A 19,779-nucleotide genomic window follows, 5' to 3' on the forward strand; every position below is an offset into this window, starting at 1 on the left:
CTTTAAAATACAGAAATAAAATACTAGCTAAAATAGGAATATCAACATATACACTGAAAAAAGAATTTTACTAAAAAACTTTAAGGCCTTAAGATTAATAAAATTAGATGATATATATGATATAATTAATCTATCAAAATCAATTATATCAAGAACAATAAAAAATAAATACTTAAAATTCGACTGAGACGCAATCTCAATTAACAAACTATTTAATTCAATCAGAAATTCTAAAACAATGAATTTTCAAAATCAAGCATTAAACTAATAATAAAGAAAACATTAGAACAAAATAAAAATATGGTAGATAATCAAATTTCTGATATACTAAAATCTAAAGGAATCACCATTTCAAAAAGAACTATCAATAAGTGTAGGAATGAATTAAAATTTAAAGGAGAAATTTATGGAACCTAAAATACAAGCCATTAATTATCATTTAAGTGATCATACAAAAGATTTTATTGTAAAAAAATTAGAAAAACTTGGGACACATATTAAACAAAATTCAGAAAGTCTCAAAATTACAATAAAAAAAGAAAACGATATCTTTGATATAGATGCTCATCTTCACTTTAATTGGGGAAAAATAATACATATTACAGAACATGGCAAAGAATTATATGCTTTAATAGAACGCTTAGTAGAAAGACTGCAAAATACAGCAAACAAAGAAAAAAATAAAAAAGATACAGTAAAATAAACAAGTAAAATTAAATGCAAGCAATAACAATTGAGATAAATAACAAAGAGGGTCTCCATTCAAGGCCATCAAGCATGATTGCAGAACTTGCAAGTAAATACCCTTCTTGTAATGTAAAATTGATTACAGAAGATGGAAGAGAAGCTGATGCCAAATCTACAGTTGAAATTATGATACTTGGGGTTATATATAAAGAAAAAATAAAAGTCATCGCACATGGGAAAAAAGAAACTGAAATCATTGATATACTATCAGAACTATTAAAATCAAACTTTAAAAAAGAGATTCAAAAATGAACAAGAAAATCTTATACAAAATATTATTTATCATAAATCCTATTCTTTCATTTGGAACGGCAGACTATATGAAAGATACAAGCCACAATATCGACGCCAAAATTTCTTCTTTCATAATGAGTTTAGCAATCATTGTAATATCAGCCAGTCTACTTGGAAATTTAGTAAGTAAATTCGGGATCCCAAAAGTAATAGGACAAATAACAGCAGGCATACTTTTAAGTCCAACATTTCTTGGCAAGATTAAAATGCCTTTATTATTTCCACTAGGAATTATTAGTGTTAGCGATCATTATTTAATAAATGAAGAAATATTTGCAATATCAACAATAGCCTCAATTATCCTACTCTTTATGGCAGGTCTTGAAACAGATCTAAAATTATTCCTTAAATTCTTACCACGTGGAGGACTAATAGGAATAACGGAAGTTATTGGTACTTTTACAAGTTTTGCACTAATATCTACCACTTTGTTTGATGTACAATTAATAAGTCCTACAGCTCTTTTTATAGGGATTATTGCAACACCTTCTTCTGCAGGAATTGCTGCAAGCATACTCTCAGCTAAGAAAAAAATGAGTACATCAGAAGGAGTTACAATAATATCAACTTCAATAATTGATGATCTCCTCTCAATGATTATGCTCACAAGTATCATAACGATATCAAGATCACTCTCGGATATTGATATCGCAATCTCAATTACAGCCACAATTAAGAACATACTAATTTGGTTTTGTTTAACATTCATATTGATCTTACTGTCAGAACCAATTTCAAAATTACTCAAAAGCTTCAATAGTGTTACTCTAGCAACCGTTATAACTATTACTTTTACTTTTATTGTTGCAAGCTTTTTTCAAAATTTAGGAATGTCATTTGTAATTGGAGCCTACATATTTGGACTAGCTATGTCAAAAACGGATATTGTATGTGTAATTCAAGATAAATTAACAATATTTGAAAGGTTTTTTATTCCAATATTCTTTACATCAATAGGGCTTATGGCCGACATTAATGTAATATTATCAAAAGAAGTCTTAATCCTTGGAACTCTGCTCAGCCTCATAGCTATAGCAACAAAACTCATATATTGTTTTATTCCATCATGTTTTTTAGGATTCAACAAACTAGGTGCACTAAGAATAGCTTTTGGAATGGTTCCAAGAGGTGAAATATCATTAATTATTGCAAACTTAGCACTCTCTTCTGAATTTATAAGTCAAAAAATATTTGGAATAATAATAATCATAGTTTTCTTGCCAACAATCATTGTAACACCAATAATAAATATTCTATTCCAAATAAATAAAAATGGACTAAAGAAAGAAATTAAAACAGATCAAAATACTCAAATTACAGTATCATTCAAATATGACAACCTAACAAAAATACTTGTATGGGAATTAAAAAATGAACTAAGGAAAGAAGGTTTTTTTACCCAACAAATAAAAAATGACTTCTCACAATACATAAACGCAAGATACAATGACATTTCACTATCCATAAAAAGAGAGGGAAGCAAAATTACATTTGAATGTCCAAACAAACACTTAATCATCATACAAGATTTATTTAGAGAAACTATTCTAAACTTAGAGAGAATAACTGAAGAAGTTAAAAATGTTTCTGTGAAGGCACAAAAATTAAACTACTCAATCAATTATGATAAAATACACAGTAACATAGCTCTAAACAAAAGAATTAAAAAAGAAAACATTATTTTAGAATTAAAAGCAACAAATAAAACTGACGTATTAAGAGAATTATTAAGTGCAATAAAAATTGAAATTGACAAAGAAATAATATTACAAGACTTAATGGAAAGAGAAAAGCTAATAACCACAGCCCTTAAAAAAGGATTTGCCATACCTCATTTAAAGACCGATTTAATTACAAAAATGCATATTGCCATTGGTATCAGTCATGATGGGATTGACTTTAATGCCACTGATAAAAATTTAAGTCATATATTTATATTAATACTATACCCAGCAAAAGAATATGTTAATTATCCACGTATTTTAGCATCGATTGTGGGTAAGGTTGATTCTAATAAAAAAGAAATGCTTAAAGCTAAAACCGATAAAGAAATTTATAATATAATAGTAGGATAAATTATGTTCAAGACCATTAAATGCAATCAAATAAACAACAAACTTATAAACCAAAGGATAGAAATCAATGCTTGGGTAAAAAAAATAAGACATCATGGAAAAGTTACCTTTATTAATCTTAGAGATAGATATGATGAAGCACAGGTACTTGTAAACGACGAGAGGCTTTTAAAGATAACATCTCAAATAAAGATGGAATACTGCATTAAAGTCCAAGGAAAGTTAGAACTAAGACCTTCAAATCTCGTAAACAAAGAAATGAAAACAGGAGCATTTGAAATACTTGCAGAGAATATAAATATAATTTCAAGATGCAATGAACTGCCCTTTATGATTGAAGATAACAATAATGCAAATGAAAATGCAAAACTTGAATATAGATATTTAGATTTAAGACGTGAAGAGCAAAAACAAAAAGTAATATTAAGAAGCAAAGTAACACATATAATCAGAAATTACTTAATAAAAAAAGACTTCTTAGAATTAGAAACCCCAACATTTGTCAAATCAACCCCAGAAGGCGCAAGAGATTTTCTTGTCCCATCAAGAATACATAAAGGGCATTTCTACGCACTACCACAATCACCACAAATTTATAAGCAACTCACAATGATAGCTGGACTTGACAAATACTTTCAAATAGCTAGATGCTACAGGGATGAAGACTCAAGAGGTGACAGACAACCAGAATTCACACAACTTGACATTGAAATGAGCTTTATAAAGAAGGAAAATATATTTAAATTAATGGAAAATCTTATCTTCACCATTTTTAAAAACACACTAAACATTAATTTACCCAAAAAATTTAAAAGAATGACTTATAAACATGCAATGAATACATATGGAAGCGACAAACCAGACATTAGGTATGAATTATTAATACAAGACATGAGTAAACATTTTAAACAATCCTCATTTAATGTTTTTAAAGATATATTAAAAAATAAAGGCACAATAAAAGCACTTATAATAAAAAACCAAGCTCATAATTTTTCAAGAAGCAAAATTAATAATTTAGAAGAACATGCCAAAATTTACAAAACAAGCGGTCTTTATTTTGCAAAAATAGAAAATAATGAATTTTTAGGGGGAATTGCCAAATTTTTAAATAAAATAAAACAAACTTTATTGCAAACTTACTCACTTGAAAACAACGACATAATATTTTTTATAGCTGATTCATGGAAAACTGCTTGCAAAGCCATGGGACAAATTAGAATCAAAATTGCAAATGAACTAAACCTTACAAACAAAAATACATTTGAATTTTTATGGATTTATGATTTTCCCCTATTTGAGTACGATGAAGACACAAAAAGCTATAAAGCAGCCCATCATATGTTCTCACTTCCCCAACAAAAATATATCCATACTTTAGAAAGCAATCCAAGTAAAGTCTTAGGGGAAGTTTATGATCTTGTATTAAACGGCATGGAACTTGGTTCAGGCTCAATCAGAGTGCACACAAGAGAACTTCAACAAAGAATTTTTAACATAGTGGGATTTAAAGATACAATAGCAGAAGAGAGATTTGGTTTCTTTTTAAAAGCATTAGAATATGGAGCACCTATTCATGGTGGAATAGCCATTGGAATTGATAGGCTCTTAATGCTAATGACACATTCAAGTTCAATAAAAGATGTAATACTTTTCCCAAAAAATTCATTTGCAGCAAGCCCACTTGACAAATCTCCTTCAAAGATTACAAACGAACAACTAAGAGAACTAAATTTAACAATTGAAAATTATAAAAATTAAGGATGCCAAAGCATCCTTACACCAAACTTATTCAATCGTAATCTTTTTTTCTTGGGTTTTCTCAATAACTTCCGCCTTTTTAGGAAGCTTAATATGCAAAACACCATTTTTTAGTTCTGATTTAATTTTATCTTGATCAATATTCCCAGATAACCTAAAACTTCTTGCAAAAGAGATATCTCTTCTCTCTACTCTTAAGTACTTATCATGTTTCTCTTCTGATTCATCCTTACTCTCATAACTTATTGTCAAATAATCATTTTTAATTGAAATTGATATATCATCTTTTTTTATCCCCGGTAAGTAAGCTTCAAGAATAAATGACTTACCCTCATCCTTAATATTAACTGGAATATCATGAACACCTTTAGGACTCATAAAATCAAAGTCATCATTCAAAAAATCCAGAAAATTTTTCTTATAATTTGTTAACCACATATAAAACTCCTTTTTATCAATTTATATAAAAGCTCATACAAAAACATTCTATTTAAATATTAAACAAAAATTTAATAATATTAAATAAAATTTAATAAATATTATAAATAAATAACAAGCATAATGATGCTGGGAATAAATTTAACATTTAAGTACAAAAATAAGCCCATTTATGTATAATAAATACAGAAAATGAAAAAGTCGCCCTTATAGGCGACAAAGTTCAAATTTTTAAGTTATACCTGTTTCAATTTCTATTAATATTATTAAGACTCTTGCAAGCAAGTTTTACACGTTCTTTAATGCTAATCTCAGATTCTCTAAGCCACACTCTTGGATCATAAAACTTTTTATTTGGAACATCAGCATTACTACCATCACCAAGTTGTCCTTGTAATCTATTTTCATTCTTCTTATAATAATTCAATATACCTTCCCAAGCAGCCCACTGAGTATCTGTATCAATGTTCATTTTAACAACACCATAAGAGAGTGCTTCATGAATCTCTTCTATTGTAGAGCCAGAACCCCCATGAAACACATATGAGACAGGCTTTGGATTACTTGAATTAGTCTTGGATATAACATAATTTTGTCCATCTCTTAATACCTTAGGGGTAAGCTGAACATTTCCAGGTTTATAAACCCCATGAACATTTCCAAAAGCTGCTGCAATCTGGAAATTAGGACTAACTTTCATAAGTTCAGAATATCCATAATAAATATCTTCAGGGGTTGAAAATAACTCATGTTGCTCCCTATCTGAATTATCAACCCCGTCTTCCTCACCACCAGTAATTCCAAGCTCAATTTCCAGAAACATTTCTATTTTGGACATTCTCTCTAAAAACTTTTTTGATATTTCAATATTTTCTTTAATTGACTCTTCAGACAAATCTAACATATGTGAAGAAAACAAAGGACGTTTATGCTCTTGATAATATTTCTCTCCATATTCCAAAAGCCCTTCAACCCAAGGAATTAATTTTTTTGCGCAGTGATCTGTATGAAGAACAACAGGTACTCCATAATGTTCTGCTAGCAAATGAACATGCATAGCACCAGAAATGGCTCCAAGGATAGAAGTCCCCTGAGATTTTTCGACATTGAGTCCCTTACCACAAACAAAAGCAGAACCACTATTTGAAAACTGTATCATGATAGGAGAATTAATTTCTTTTGCTGCTTCCAAAACAGCATTAATTGAATTTGTACCTACACAATTAATTGCAGGAATAGCAAATCCTTCACTCTTACATATCTCATATAAAGTATGTAGCTCCTTACCATAAACCACTCCAGGCTTAATCTTATCTAACACACCCACCTATAATACCTCCTTCCTCATAAAATGACATATATCTTATATTATATACCTTAAAACCCAAAACTAACCCTAATTTAAAAAAACAAAATTTCAAAAAAACAAACAAATACAGAACAATATACTACTTAACTATCTTAGATTTATACCAATTTGCAAATCTTTTTATCCCCTCTTTAATAGAGGTTAAGGACTCATAAGCAAAATCGTTTTTAAGTTTTGAAATATTACAACAGCTCTTCACAACATCTGCTTTTTGCATAGGTAAAAATTTTTTACAAGCTTTATTTCCAAGATTTGTCTCAAGCTCATTAATAAACTTCAAAAGCTCAGTAGAATGTCCCGTACCTATATTATATATCTTATAAGGAGCAAGAGAGCTTGAAGAATTGGGATTTTGTACATCAAAATTACCATCACTCTCAGCTGGTTTTTTAAGTACACTATAAACACCATCTGCAACATCATCTACATACGTAAAGTCTCTAGCCATATTCCCATTATTAAAAACATTAATGGGGGTTTGTTTTATAATCCCATCTGCAAATAAATATAATGCCATATCAGGTCGTCCATAAGGCCCATAAACCGTGAAAAATCTTAATCCTGTTGTTGGAATATTAAAAGATGAACTGTAAGCATGAGCTATAACTTCATTAGACTTTTTACTAGCCGCATATAAATTTAAAGGATGATCTGTAATGCTATCTTCATCTGAGGGCATCTTTTTATTCATTCCATACACTGCAGATGTTGAGGCATAAACAAAATGCTCAATATGACTTTTATGGATTCTGCATGCATCCAACACATTAAAAAACCCAACAATATTAACTGAAATATAACTATCGGGATTTTCAATACTATCTCTAATACCGGCCTGAGCTGCCAAATGACAAACATGCGTACATTCATAATCAGAAAAAAGAGATAAGACTTTATCTTTATCTAAAATATCAAGATAAATAAAACTTAAATTATTATATTTATTACTTTGAATAATTTTTCCACTACCTATATTATTACGATCGAATCCTAAAACTTCTAATCTCTCATATTTCAAATTAGGTTCATAATAATCATTTAAAACATCAACACCTAAAACTTCATGTCCATTATCAGCAAGCCTCTTGGCAACATGAAATCCAATAAATCCTGCAATACCCGTTAAAAATACTCTCATACAATAATCCCCTTAAATTAAATAAATAATAAATTTATTATACTACCCCCCCATAACTACAAAACATCGAGCAATTAAATACTAATCACTTAAGTAAAATCTAAACATATGAATATAAATCATCGATTTACAAATATAGAAAGAAAAAACCTTACTTCCTAACATTAGAGTCCTTTTTTTGATAACTACGAAAATTATTATTATATTTACTATTCCTAACATAAGAAATTCTAACTCGCTTTAAATTTCCATCTCCCTCACTCTCTGTTTTAATATCACTATAACGATTTAAAGTAGTATGAATAATTCTTCTCTCAAAAGGATTCATTGTTGGCAAAAGAACAGAACGTCTACTCCTTTTAACCTTATGCAAAGAATTGATTGCCAAATTAATAAATCTTGATTTAAATCTCTCTCTATAATCCTCAATATCTAATACTATCCTATTAAAAATACCATTGTCTCCAATAAGCCTAGACATGTAAACATTTGCCAAAAGTTGCAAAGCATCTAACTTTCTTCCTTCTCTTCCAATCAAGATATTTGGACTGTCTGTATCAATAGAAATCTTAATATACTCACCTTCTCTAGATTCAATCTTTAAATCAACACAATAACCCATTTTATTTATCATTTCTTTAATAAAATCCAAAACCTTATCATAAATACCTTCATTAATCTGAGCCTCAGAATTTAGTGTGTACTCTTTCACATGAGGAGACACTTTTATCTTAATCATCTCTTTTTTAAATAAAAATCCAACCTTTTCCTTATCCAAAATCTCTACATCAAACTCACCTTCTCTTAAATCAAGATCCCTCATTGCCTTTTTAATTGCTTCTTGTTCTGTTTTTCCATAAAATTCATAACTCATCTGTTCCTCCTTTCAGATACATTCATCTTTATATAGTATTGTTGCAAAATAGTAAAAATATTGGTTGTAATCCAATAGATTAAAAGTCCTGATGGCATATCATAAAGTATGAAAAAAAACATAATAGGCATACCAAAATATAAAAATTTCTGTTGTGATCCAAGATTTTTAAAACTAACATTAGAACTAATTATTGTAGATAATAACTGAGTAATCATCATAATAAAAGGTAAAATTCTAATATCAGTCCATACAAAAACTTTATATCCAAAATAATATATGCTATCACCAATTGACAAATCATCAATCCAACCTGGAATAAAACTAGCCCCCCTTAGCAAAAAGAAATTATTTACAAGACCATAAAGAGCAAAAAACACAGGTAGTTGTAAAATAATAGGCAAGCATCCTCCAAGAGGATTAACACCTTCTTCCCTATAAAGTTTACCCATTTCTTCATTTAATCTTTTGGGATCATTTTTAAATTTTACTTGTATCTCTTTCATTTTTGGCTGTAACTTAGAAAGTTCTGCTGTAGCTCTAAAACTCTTAAAAGTCAAAGGAAATATAAGTATTCTTACAACAATTGTCAAAAAAATTATTGAAAGTCCCCAATTAGGAATAACATTATAAAAAATTCGCATTATTAATTGCATAGGAACTTGAATAAAGTATAATAAGCTTTTCTCTACAGACATTCCAAATTCAACATTAGATAAACCAAAACTATTTAGATTATTTTTATTAAAAATATCTAAATATCCATTATCTCTAGGACCTGCATAAATATAAAAGGTGTCACTAATATTAGCGTCAACTATTTTGTTTAAAATAAAAGTCTTTAAAACTTTATTTTCTTGTTTAAATTCAACATTCATATTTTCTTTTGAAACCAAAACTTCAAAATATTTAGTGCTCGAACCAACCCACTTAGGCTTAATAACACTTAAACCATCCTTACCATATCTAAGCTTAGTATCATAATAAATACTCTGAGATAAATAATTATTATATTGCAGTTTACCTCTCTCGCTTAAATTCTCAATATCAGAACTTAATACAAATTTATAAAAATCAACATCAAAATTATCACTAGCATCAACATTATTTAAAAAAATTTCTAGCTTGATTAAATATTCATTTTTGCTTGAAAATGTATATCTCTTTATATACTCATAATATTTGTCATTATATTCAAACTTGGTCTTAAACTCATGTGTATAATCATTTATTTTGTCATATGAAAACAAACTTTTAGTTAAGTTATCAAAGGTAATATAAAAAAGACCTTCCCTATCTATATTAACCTTAACCATTTCTGTTGGATTCCTCTCTAAATTTAAATGATCTTTAAGCTTTAGAGAAACTAGATTACCCCCAAATGTAGAGAAAGTAGCATAATATATACTAGTCTCAACACCAATTTCTTTAGAATTAACACTTAAACTTAAAACATCATCTTCATCAATTGAATGATGCTCAACATCAAAATCTCTATCTAAATTAAATCCAATCTCTCTATCCATTACAGAAGGGGATTTTCTAGAGAAAAAGACATCATCAACAAACATAAAAATACCAATAAAAAATAAAGACAAATAAATAGCTCTTAAAATTCTTTTACTCTGACTCACACTTTCCTCTTCATGACATGCACAATTATATTCTTTAGCATAGTATCAACTTCATAATAATTAACATCTACTCTTTGAGGATAAACTACGAAAATAAAGTCAACATACCCATTTTTAAGTAAAGCCAACTGTTTCCTAAAACATTCCTTAAAAATTCTCCTAACACGATTTCTCTTAACAGCACCTTTAAAAACTTTAGGAAAAGTAACAACCATTCTAGAGATTGATAAGCTTGTAAACTCATAAAATATGTTAATTCCTTCTATCCTAATAAATCTACCTTTTTTAAAAAGCTCCTGAATTTCTACCTTTGATTTTATGCTAATATTTCTTTTTTTCATCAGAAACAGTTAATTTTGATCTTCCCTTAGCTCTTCTTCTGGAAAGAATAAATCTTCCGCTCTTAGTTTTCATCCTAGCCCTAAATCCAAATTTCCTGTTTCTCTTAACCCGACTCGGCTGATAAGTCCTCTTCAAAAAAGCCCTCCAATTAAAAACATTCTTTAGTCATAAGATATAAGTTAAACACTACAATATTATATTATACAAATACAATTGTCAACAAAATCATCTTATCAAAACCTTTATATCCAATATTTCAAGACCTGTAGACTCCTTTATTAATTTTATTATTTTTGATCTATTAAGAGAAACACTATATAAAACACTTGAATTTTTAACAGAAACAAATAATATTTTATTATCCTTCAAATTCAACAATTTTACTCTATCTGCAAGATCTTTGAATATTATTTGCCAATTTTTAGACAATATCAAACTGGCATTTAGCTTTTCATTAGAACATATATCCGTATTTAAATATTCTTTAAGTACATCAACGGCTTTTTTAAAGCTCAAATCTTCCATTCTTAATCCTGTATACTATAAAATTACTGCCCTGTCTAATATCATAACAGTCATCTAAAAACGTAAAGAAGCACTGAGAATCTTTTGGCAGAATATCAAAAACTCTTTTTCTTCTCACACTATCCAATTCCAAAAATACATCATCAAAAAGCAAAATGGGAGCTATACCAAATCGCTTATTAAACATAATGACCTGAACAAGCCTATAAATCAAAGCAAGTGCCCTGATTTGTCCTGTTGAAGAATGATGAGTAAATACTCTATCACCACTTAATATCTCATATAAATCTCTATGTGGACCTATTAAAGTACTTTCATTGCAAAGTTCATCTTGTTCTTTTAAAAGCAAAGTTTGCAAAAATTCATCCCTTTTAGAACATTTCACAGAAGGTAAATATTTAATCTCTAAACTATAAGAAACATCAAAAATAAAAGAATAATAGTACTTAAAAAACTCATAAAAATGCTTGATAAAATTTTCCCTCATTTTCGTTATCTCAAAAGCAAAATCAACAAAAGTTTCATTATAAACTTTAAGTAAATCTTTATTGCCTTGTCTTAAAATCAAATTTCTTTGCTGTAAAATCTTTCGATATTTCCTAAGAGAATCTAAATAGCTTAAAGAAACAAGACTTATTGCCTGATCAAAGAACCATCTCTTCTTAGCAGGAGCTCCAATGATAAAGTCAGTATCATAATTTGAAAAAATAACTGATGGAATGTTCAATATCAAATTTTTTCTATCTTTTACAATGCTATTGTTAACTTTTATTTCTTTTTTTCCATTCCTTAAAGACAAACCAATCTCTCCAGCATTTCCCTCAGTATTATAGAGACACTTTAAATAAAATTCTGTTTTGCCATATGTAATAAGTTCCCTATCAGTACTAACTAAAAAAGAAGATGCAAAAGCAAGACAATAAATAGCATCAAGGATATTAGTCTTACCTGAACCATTCTCTCCACAAAAATAAATATTATTAAAATCAAAATTAATGACCTGATTCTCTATATTCTTAAAATTAAAGAACTCTACTTTCTTTATCATCTTGCCAACAAAAAAGAATTTTAGTTTAATACCATGGGCATTATCAAGTGAATGAAACCAAAATTCGCAGGGTCACTTAATTTCAATATACCTCCTCCACTGAATTTTATCTCTAACTTTGGAGTATCAAATACACCCATTGCTTCAGTAAAATAAGCACTATTAATAGCTACAACTTCCTCGCTCCCTTCATAATCATAATTAGGACTTTGTACAAAAAATTCACCCTTTCTTCCTGTAATTGGATCTTCTGCCATAAGTCTTAGTTGATTACCTGCAAAATCCAGAATAACTTTTTTAAACCTTTTGTCTGTGTAAGAACTTACCCTTGAGAGCCTATCTTTTAAAATGCTAACATCGATTAATGCTTTGTTCTGCTGTTCATTTGGTATAATACTTTCATAATCAGGATAGCTTCCATTTATCAGACTGCAAACTATTTTATAATTATTGAATTCAACATAAAATTTTTTATCAGAGACCTTGAGCTTTATAATACCTTCTCCTACCATCATCTGCCTTAGGAGATTAACCATTTTGACAGGAACTATAAAATTGATATCCTCCTCAAATATTAAATCTGTTTTATATACAGATAGTCTATGCGAATTGGTAGAAACAAATGTCAATGCAGAGTTTTTGTCTTTTGTAAAATAAATTCCATTTAAAACGTTTTTGGACTCGTCATGTGAGGCTGAAAATGAGACTTTGTTTATAATTTTCTTAAATTCCCTTTGGGTTAACTCAATTGTTAAATTATAGGTCTCTTCATTTATGTCATAATTGTAAATTTCAATCTCTTCACTAGAAAAAGTTGGCTCACTTAAATGATCATTTATGAAATTACCATTTTTATTTTCTGATTCACCAATAATGCTTAATTTGTTTTCATCTTCTATAAATTTTATTTTTAGCTCATTGTACAAATTTAATGCTTTTACTGCATCTGAAAAGTTTGAAGCATTGATTAATACTTTAAAGTTTTCTGCTGAAACAATTGGAATTGTGCTTTCAAAAAAGATATTCCTATCTGTTGCCTTTATCTTGAGGTTGGAATTTTTTACTTCGAGTAATATTGCGCTCCAAATGTCATTTATGTTCCTATTTAAAATTATACTCTTGGCTTTGTCAATCTCTTTTGAAATCTGTTCTGTATCGCACAGTATAAATTTTTCGTTCAATGTTTTACCCCCTTGTATTATATTATCATTTCTTGGCTTTCATTAATGTAAATTTTATTCAGTTTATTATAAGTATTTTTTTTATTTATATATAGTTGTATTAGTAGAAGGCTGTCTAATTGTCTAATTCTATTTATTTATTTATGTTATAAGCAATAATACATGTTTAATTGTTTGTGTTTTTTGATGAATTATTTGTTTAATTTGTTCAAAAATATTTTGAATTTTATAGATTTTGCTAGTTTTTGTTAATTTTGTTCATAAGTTCTATGATTAAATTGTTAATTTCTAGGTCATTGTTTCTCTCTTTATCTATTTTATTTATCGAATAAAGCACTGTTGAATGGGTTTTCCCCCCAATGATTTTACCTATTTCAATTGTTGAAAGCTCTGTAAAATTCCTCAGAAGATAAGCATAAATGTGTCTTGCTTTTGTGATTTCAGGTTTTTTGCTGTTGCCCTCAATGTCTTTGTTTGTAAGTTTTAATTCCCTTAAGATAACTTTTTTTATACTTTCAATGTTAATTGTGTTATTTGTATTTGTGTTATTGTTTTCATAAGCTATTATCTCTTTAATTATTTTGTCTACTATGCTAGTGTCGATTTCTATATCTTCAAGGTCTATGTGAGCTTTTAATTTTGTTACAGCAGCTTCAAGATCTCTTATATTTGTTGTAACTTTCTTAGCAACTAAGTTGAGAATGTTTTTTGGAACTTTTATTCCATCTTCTTCTGCTTTTTTTTCTATAATTGCCACTCTTAATTCAAAGTTTGGTTTTGATATGTCAACATTGAGGCCCCTTGTAAATCTGTTTTTTAATCTATCTGTAAAATTGATGAGTTCTGAGGGTTGTCTGTCGCATGTAAATACCATTTGTTTATTGTCTTCATAAAGAGCATTGAAAGTGTGAAAAAGCTCTTCTTGTATACCTTCTTTTTTTTGTAAATCATGAATATCATCTATTAATAACATATCTAGGTGTCGGTATTTTTTCTTAAATCTTTTTGTTTCATTTGTTTTTATACTTTCTACAAATTCATTTAAAAAATTTTCAGCAGTTACGTAAAGTATTTTAAATTCTTTATATAATTTTTCTGTTTTGTTTCCTATACTTTGGAGTAAATGTGTTTTGCCAAGACCAACTCCACCATAAATTAGACATGGATTGTATTTTTTACCAGGATCTTTTGCAATTGATAAGCTTGCATTATATGCAAGTTTATTATTTGGACCTATAATGAAATTTTCAAATGTGTATTTCTTTTTAAGAAAAGGATTTCTATATTTTGTATGAATATCTTCTTTTATAACGTAGTGTTTTGTATTCTCTATTATGTTCTTTGTGTGAGTGTTAAGTATTCTTTTTTTTTCAGGTGAATCTTGTTGTATAGAAATGTCTTTAAGTGAAGTGTTTTTTAATTCCATGTTATGAGTTTTGGATTCATTTGGTGGATTTATAAATTCAACATTAATCGTATTATGGCCTTTTTCAGTGAGAATTTCTTTTATTCTTTTGGAAAATCTTTTTTCTACTTGGTTTTTATGAAAAGAATTTGGAGCAGATATTTTTATACTCTCGTCAGTTGCATCTATGAAATATAAATTTTCAAACCATATGTAAAACTCTTCTTCAGAAAGTTCTTTCCTTATTGCTGCTAAAATTAAGCTCCATATGTTTTTTCCCTCTTGCATATCTTATCCTCGTCGATTTTGGCTTTTTATCATTATATCTTTTTGATTATTAGTATTGTGTATGTATAAGTATATAGTATAATAATGAACTGGAACATTATCTTAACTATTTGTGAATCTTGAAATTTTATTAGTTTTAAGTCAAGTTAAATGTGTCTTGTAATTTGTGTTATTTAATAGATATTATATTGTTTTTAATGTAAAATTTGCTTATATCTATATTATGATTAATTGTGTGGAAGGTTTATGAGTTATGTTGCTAGTAATATTCAAGTGTTAAAGGGCCTTGAAGCTGTTAGAAAAAGGCCTGGTATGTATATTGGATCCGTTTCAATTGATGGATTGCATCACTTGGTTTATGAAGTGGTTGACAATAGTATTGACGAGGCTTTAGCAGATTTTTGCGATAAAATAGAAGTTGTTATAAATTCAGATAATTCTGTAACAGTCAATGATAATGGTAGAGGAATTCCTACAGATATTCATGAAGAGGAAGGAATTAGTGCTCTTGAACTTGTTTTGACTAAGCTACATTCTGGAGGAAAATTTAATAAAGGTACTTATAAGGTTTCTGGTGGACTTCATGGGGTTGGGATTTCGGTTGTTAATGCTTTATCATCTTTTTTAGAAGTTGTTGTGAGCAGGGATGGAAAATTTTTTAAGCAGACTTATTCTAGGGGGATTCCCACATCTGGGGTTGAGATTATTGGGGTAAGTTCTAATAGGGGTACTAAAGTTACTTTTTTAGCTGATTCTGAGATTTTTGAAACCTTGGATTATGATTTTGAAACTTTGTCAAAGAGATTGAGGGAACTTGCATTTTTAAATGATAAGATACAAATTTCAATTGAAGATAAGAGATTGGGGAAAGAGAGATTTTTAGAATTTTATTTTGAAGGTGGAATAAAAGCTTTTGTAGATTTTATAACAAATAATAGAAAAAATATTCAAAGTGAGCCCTATTTTATTGAAGGAACTTATGATGATGTTATTGTTAGTGTTGGACTTAAGTGGACTGAAGGATATTCTGATAATATTTTATCGTTTGTAAACAATATTAATACTAGAGAAGGAGGAACTCATGTTGCTGGTTTTAAGACTGGTTTCTTAAAGGCAATGAGTGAAGCTTTTAAGGATTCAAAGATAAGCAAAAAAGATGTTCCAAATCTTACATTAGATGATTTTAAGGAGGGTTTAACAGCGGTAATTTCTATTAAGGTTCCAGAACCTCAATTTGAAGGTCAAACTAAAGGAAAATTGGGAAATTCTTATATAAAGAAAATTGTTGAAACTATTGTACACGATGAGCTTTTGAAAGTTATTGGTGATAATCTTTTAGAAGTAGATATTATTCTTAATAAGGCAATAAGAGCAGCTCGTGCTCGTGAGGCCGCAAGAAAAGCAAGAGAGTCTGAGAGAAAAAAAAGTGCGTTTGAAAGCTTGGCATTGCCTGGCAAATTGGCAGATTGTGCATCTAAAAATCCGGTTGAAAGGGAAATTTATATTGTGGAAGGGGATTCTGCAGGAGGAAGCGCAAAAATGGGAAGAGATAGGTTTTATCAAGCTATCTTGCCATTGTGGGGTAAAATGCTTAATGTTGAAAAAACACGGGAAGAGAAGGTTATTACAAATGATAAGCTTATTCCAATAATTGCATCTCTTGGTGCTGGTGTTGGAAAGAATTTTTATATTGAAAAACTTCGTTATCATAAGATTATTATTATGGCTGATGCCGATGTTGATGGATCTCATATTCGAACATTGCTTCTTACTTTTTTCTTTCGTTACATGCGGGAGTTAATTGATAATGGACATGTATATATCGCTATGCCACCTCTTTATAAAATTAAGTATGAAAATAGTGTTCATTACTTTTATGATGATTCGGAAAAGGAAATTTTTTTAAGCTCTATCGAGACTGGTAAAAGGGATAAAATTAGTCTTCAAAGGTATAAAGGGCTTGGAGAAATGAATCCTACACAACTTTGGGAAACCACTATGAATCCTGCTACTAGAAAAATGAAATTAATAGAGATAGATGATGCTGTACAGGCTGAGGATATTTTTGTTACTCTTATGGGAGATGATGTTGAGCCTAGAAGAGAATTTATTGAGCAAAATGCGCTTGATGTAGTAAATCTTGATGTGTGATTGGAGCATTAATGGCAATTGAAGAAGATAAAGAGCAAATATTAAATATAAAAATAGAAGATGAGGTTAAAACCTCGTATCTAAATTATGCAATGTCTGTTATTGTTTCAAGAGCTCTTCCTGATGTGAGAGATGGTCTTAAACCTGTTCACAGAAGAATCCTTTATTCAATGCATGAAATGGGACTTAGGGCTGATAAAGCATTTAAGAAGGCTGGGAGAATCGTTGGAGATGTTCTTGGTAAATATCATCCTCATGGTGACCAGTCGATTTATGAAGCACTTGTAAGACTTGCACAGGATTTTTCGTTAAGATATCCTATAGTAAGCGGACAGGGGAATTTTGGTTCTATTGATGGAGACCCTCCTGCTGCTATGAGGTATACTGAAGCTAGAATGGCGAAAATAGCTGAAGAACTTGTTAAAGATATCGATAGGCAAACTGTTGATTTTAGAGCCAATTATGATGATTCTTTGCTTGAGCCTGAAGTTTTACCAGCTGCTTTTCCATTTCTCTTAGTTAACGGTTCTAGTGGAATTGCTGTTGGAATGGCAACCAATATGGCCCCACATAATTTGAGAGAAGTTTGTGACGCCATAGTTTATATGTTAAATCATGATAGTGTTTCTGTGTATGATTTAATTGCAATAGTTAAAGGACCAGATTTTCCTACTTATGCTGAAATCATTTATAATGAGAGTTTAGTTAAGGCTTATACGACGGGGAAGGGCAGTGTTGTTATTCGATCTCGGTATCATATTGAAGAAAAGAGAGAAGATCATATTGCTATTATAATTACGCAAATACCTTATGCTGTTAACAAATCTTCCTTGCTTATGAAGATTGCATTCTTAATAAAAGAAGAAAAGCTTGAAGGTATATCTGATATAAGAGATGAATCTGACCGTGAAGGTATTAGAATTGTCCTTGAAATTAAAAAAGGTTTTGATCCTCATGTTGTTATGAATTTGCTTTATGAATATACTGAACTGAAGAAAAATTTTAGCATAAATAACTTGGCTCTTGTTAATGGTATTCCAAAACAATTAAATTTAAAAGAACTTATATCTGAATTTATTGATCATAGAAAGGAAATTGTTAGAAGGCGTGTAGAGTTTGACTTAAAAAAGGCAAGAGAAAAGGCTCATATTCTTGAAGGATTAAATGTTTCCTTAAGACATATTGATAGGGTAATAGAGATAATAAGATTTTCTAGAGTTGTAAAAGATGCTAAAGAATGTATTATTAAGGAATTTAATTTATCAGAAATTCAAGCTAATTCTATATTGGATATGAAGTTACAGAAATTAACATCTCTTGAAATAGAGAAACTTGAAGAAGAGTTTAAAATTGTCTTGGATTTAATAAAAGATTATGAAGATATTCTTGTTAGTCCAGAGAGAGTTGTTAATATTGTAAGGGAAGAGATTATTAATTTAAGTTTAAAATTTGGCGATGAGCGCCGAACAAAAATAATTTATGATGAGGAGGTTGTAAAAACTAGTATGTCAGATTTAATGCAGAGGGAAAATGTTATTGTTGTTCTTACAAAGCAGGGTTTCATTAAAAGAATCTTACAAGATGAGTATAAACTTCAAGGTATAGGTGGTAAGGGACTTGGTTCTTTTGACTTACAAGATAAAGATCAAGTTAATATTGCTTTATGTGTAAATACCCATGACTTTTTACTTATGATTTCAAATGAAGGGAAGCTTTATGTAATTAATGCTTATGGAATAAAGGATTCTTCTAGAACTTCAAAGGGACAAAATATTCGTGAGCTTGTTAATTTGGGAGAGACAGAAGAGATATTAGCTATTAAGAATTGCAATGAGTTATCTCTGGACAATTACTTATTAATAACAACAGCAAATGGAAAAATAGCTCGTATTGAAACAGAGGGCTTTAAAACAGTTAAATCAAGAGGAGTTATTGTCATTAAACTGGATGATAAGGATTTTGTTACAAGTGCTGAGATTGTTTCTAAGAATGATAAAATTATTTGTCTTTCTAAGAAGGGCAATGCTTTTGCATTTAATTCAAATGATATTAGGCTTACACATAGAGGGACTCAGGGTGTGTCTGGTATGAAAGTAAGAGAGGGAGATATGCTTATTAAGGCGTTATCAGCAAAACAAGGATCCCATCTTTTAATTGTTTCTGAGAATGGATATGGAAAGAGATTAGAAATATCTAGAGTGACTGAGCTTAAAAGAGGCGCTACTGGTTATACTTGCTATAAGAAATCCGATGAAAAGGCAGGTGAAGTTGTTGATGCTATTACAGTTGCACAGGATGATGAAATATTACTTGTAAGTAAGACTTCGAAAGTTTTACGAACATTGGTTGACAAAATATCTGAGCAAGGTAAGGATGCTAGAGGAATGCAAGTATTATCTCTTGATGAGGATAAATTGATATCTGTTTCAAAATTTATTAAATGATCAATTAATTTTATTTGTATTGTTTGAATGTTCTACGTAGAACATTCTTTTTTTTTGGGTTATTT

At 29.3% G+C, this 19,779-nt stretch carries 19 protein-coding genes; 8 read left to right on the top strand and 11 right to left on the bottom strand.

The window, feature by feature from the left end:
- Window positions 1–112: 112 nt before the first annotated feature.
- The 6 genes from R5397_RS02150 to aspS all read left to right on the top strand — a co-directional run bounded on the left by R5397_RS02150 (window position 113) and on the right by aspS (window position 4,877).
- A complete protein-coding gene (locus R5397_RS02150; protein ID WP_421623053.1) occupies window positions 113–187 on the top strand; it encodes a hypothetical protein in 75 nt (24 codons plus the stop codon).
- A gap of 83 nt (window positions 188–270) precedes the next feature.
- A complete protein-coding gene (locus R5397_RS02155; protein WP_421623054.1) occupies window positions 271–417 on the top strand; it encodes a hypothetical protein in 147 nt (48 codons plus the stop codon).
- Window positions 407–703 carry an HPF/RaiA family ribosome-associated protein gene (locus tag R5397_RS02160; protein WP_421622731.1) on the top strand — a complete coding sequence of 99 codons (297 nt, stop codon included), beginning with the start codon at window positions 407–409 and terminating at the stop codon, window positions 701–703. Before R5397_RS02155 ends, R5397_RS02160 begins: the two co-directional genes overlap by 11 nt.
- A gap of 14 nt (window positions 704–717) precedes the next feature.
- Window positions 718–999, top strand: coding sequence for an HPr family phosphocarrier protein (locus tag R5397_RS02165; protein ID WP_421622732.1), 282 nt, complete (start codon window positions 718–720; stop codon window positions 997–999).
- 68 nt (window positions 1,000–1,067) lie between these two features.
- Window positions 1,068–3,116: a cation:proton antiporter gene (locus R5397_RS02170; RefSeq protein WP_421623055.1), complete on the top strand. Its 2,049-nt coding sequence runs from the start codon at window positions 1,068–1,070 to the stop codon at window positions 3,114–3,116.
- A 3-nt stretch (window positions 3,117–3,119) separates the two neighbouring features.
- On the top strand, window positions 3,120–4,877 hold the full coding sequence (gene aspS / locus R5397_RS02175; RefSeq protein ID WP_421622733.1) for an aspartate--tRNA ligase: 1,758 nt from the start codon (window positions 3,120–3,122) through the stop codon (window positions 4,875–4,877).
- Between the two features lie 27 nt (window positions 4,878–4,904).
- Here aspS and R5397_RS02180 read toward each other — a convergent pair whose 3' ends face one another.
- From R5397_RS02180 to dnaA, 11 genes are all read right to left on the bottom strand, one after another.
- Window positions 4,905–5,315: an Hsp20/alpha crystallin family protein gene (locus R5397_RS02180; protein WP_421622734.1), complete on the bottom strand. Its 411-nt coding sequence runs from the start codon at window positions 5,313–5,315 to the stop codon at window positions 4,905–4,907.
- 247 nt (window positions 5,316–5,562) lie between these two features.
- Complete coding sequence (fbaA, locus tag R5397_RS02185; RefSeq protein ID WP_421622735.1) at window positions 5,563–6,642, bottom strand: class II fructose-bisphosphate aldolase; 1,080 nt, start codon at window positions 6,640–6,642, stop codon at window positions 5,563–5,565.
- 121 nt (window positions 6,643–6,763) lie between these two features.
- Window positions 6,764–7,822 (bottom strand): NAD-dependent epimerase/dehydratase family protein, encoded by a 1,059-nt coding sequence (locus R5397_RS02190; protein ID WP_421622736.1) that lies wholly within the window; start codon window positions 7,820–7,822, stop codon window positions 6,764–6,766.
- Window positions 7,823–7,973: 151 nt separating this feature from the next.
- Window positions 7,974–8,696 carry an RNA-binding cell elongation regulator Jag/EloR gene (gene jag, locus R5397_RS02195; protein ID WP_421622737.1) on the bottom strand — a complete coding sequence of 241 codons (723 nt, stop codon included), beginning with the start codon at window positions 8,694–8,696 and terminating at the stop codon, window positions 7,974–7,976.
- The gene (gene yidC, locus R5397_RS02200) at window positions 8,693–10,330 is read right to left on the bottom strand and encodes a membrane protein insertase YidC (RefSeq protein ID WP_421622738.1); all 1,638 of its coding nucleotides are present in this window, start codon (window positions 10,328–10,330) and stop codon (window positions 8,693–8,695) included. Before yidC ends, jag begins: the two co-directional genes overlap by 4 nt.
- Complete coding sequence (gene rnpA, locus R5397_RS02205) at window positions 10,327–10,671, bottom strand: ribonuclease P protein component (RefSeq protein WP_421622739.1); 345 nt, start codon at window positions 10,669–10,671, stop codon at window positions 10,327–10,329. Before rnpA ends, yidC begins: the two co-directional genes overlap by 4 nt.
- Window positions 10,652–10,807, bottom strand: a complete 156-nt coding sequence (gene rpmH, locus R5397_RS02210; protein WP_421622740.1) for a 50S ribosomal protein L34 — start codon at window positions 10,805–10,807, stop codon at window positions 10,652–10,654. Before rpmH ends, rnpA begins: the two co-directional genes overlap by 20 nt.
- A 90-nt stretch (window positions 10,808–10,897) precedes the next feature.
- A complete protein-coding gene (locus R5397_RS02215; RefSeq protein ID WP_421622741.1) occupies window positions 10,898–11,197 on the bottom strand; it encodes a DciA family protein in 300 nt (99 codons plus the stop codon).
- Window positions 11,178–12,245: a DNA replication/repair protein RecF gene (recF, locus tag R5397_RS02220; protein WP_421622742.1), complete on the bottom strand. Its 1,068-nt coding sequence runs from the start codon at window positions 12,243–12,245 to the stop codon at window positions 11,178–11,180. The genes R5397_RS02215 and recF overlap by 20 nt, the downstream gene beginning before the upstream one ends.
- A gap of 20 nt (window positions 12,246–12,265) precedes the next feature.
- On the bottom strand, window positions 12,266–13,426 hold the full coding sequence (dnaN, locus tag R5397_RS02225) for a DNA polymerase III subunit beta (RefSeq protein ID WP_421622743.1): 1,161 nt from the start codon (window positions 13,424–13,426) through the stop codon (window positions 12,266–12,268).
- A gap of 238 nt (window positions 13,427–13,664) precedes the next feature.
- Window positions 13,665–15,119, bottom strand: a complete 1,455-nt coding sequence (dnaA, locus tag R5397_RS02230; protein ID WP_247065590.1) for a chromosomal replication initiator protein DnaA — start codon at window positions 15,117–15,119, stop codon at window positions 13,665–13,667.
- A gap of 246 nt (window positions 15,120–15,365) precedes the next feature.
- On the opposite strand from dnaA, the gene gyrB reads away from it, so the two are divergent.
- On the top strand, window positions 15,366–17,270 hold the full coding sequence (gene gyrB / locus R5397_RS02235; protein ID WP_421622744.1) for a DNA topoisomerase (ATP-hydrolyzing) subunit B: 1,905 nt from the start codon (window positions 15,366–15,368) through the stop codon (window positions 17,268–17,270).
- An 11-nt stretch (window positions 17,271–17,281) separates the two neighbouring features.
- Window positions 17,282–19,714 carry a DNA topoisomerase (ATP-hydrolyzing) subunit A gene (gene gyrA, locus R5397_RS02240; protein ID WP_421622745.1) on the top strand — a complete coding sequence of 811 codons (2,433 nt, stop codon included), beginning with the start codon at window positions 17,282–17,284 and terminating at the stop codon, window positions 19,712–19,714.
- Window positions 19,715–19,779 lie beyond the last annotated feature (65 nt).

This window comes from Borrelia sp. MN22-0132, from assembly GCF_049201035.1.
Taxonomy (GTDB): Bacteria; Spirochaetota; Spirochaetia; order Borreliales; family Borreliaceae; genus Borrelia; species Borrelia puertoricensis.

Excerpts from the sequence above, each read along its gene's own strand:
- R5397_RS02160 (WP_421622731.1), top strand. The coding sequence starts at position 407 with ATGGAACCTAAAATACAAGCCATTAATTATCATTTAAGTGATCATACA.
- R5397_RS02165 (WP_421622732.1), top strand. The coding sequence starts at position 718 with ATGCAAGCAATAACAATTGAGATAAATAACAAAGAGGGTCTCCATTCA.
- R5397_RS02170 (WP_421623055.1), top strand. The coding sequence starts at position 1,068 with ATGAAAGATACAAGCCACAATATCGACGCCAAAATTTCTTCTTTCATA.
- aspS (WP_421622733.1), top strand. The coding sequence starts at position 3,120 with ATGTTCAAGACCATTAAATGCAATCAAATAAACAACAAACTTATAAAC.
- R5397_RS02180 (WP_421622734.1), bottom strand. The coding sequence starts at position 5,315 with ATGTGGTTAACAAATTATAAGAAAAATTTTCTGGATTTTTTGAATGAT.
- R5397_RS02190 (WP_421622736.1), bottom strand. The coding sequence starts at position 7,822 with ATGAGAGTATTTTTAACGGGTATTGCAGGATTTATTGGATTTCATGTT.
- jag (WP_421622737.1), bottom strand. The coding sequence starts at position 8,696 with ATGAGTTATGAATTTTATGGAAAAACAGAACAAGAAGCAATTAAAAAG.
- rnpA (WP_421622739.1), bottom strand. The coding sequence starts at position 10,671 with ATGAAAAAAAGAAATATTAGCATAAAATCAAAGGTAGAAATTCAGGAG.
- R5397_RS02215 (WP_421622741.1), bottom strand. The coding sequence starts at position 11,197 with ATGGAAGATTTGAGCTTTAAAAAAGCCGTTGATGTACTTAAAGAATAT.
- recF (WP_421622742.1), bottom strand. The coding sequence starts at position 12,245 with ATGATAAAGAAAGTAGAGTTCTTTAATTTTAAGAATATAGAGAATCAG.
- dnaA (WP_247065590.1), bottom strand. The coding sequence starts at position 15,119 with ATGCAAGAGGGAAAAAACATATGGAGCTTAATTTTAGCAGCAATAAGG.
- gyrB (WP_421622744.1), top strand. The coding sequence starts at position 15,366 with ATGAGTTATGTTGCTAGTAATATTCAAGTGTTAAAGGGCCTTGAAGCT.
- gyrA (WP_421622745.1), top strand. The coding sequence starts at position 17,282 with ATGGCAATTGAAGAAGATAAAGAGCAAATATTAAATATAAAAATAGAA.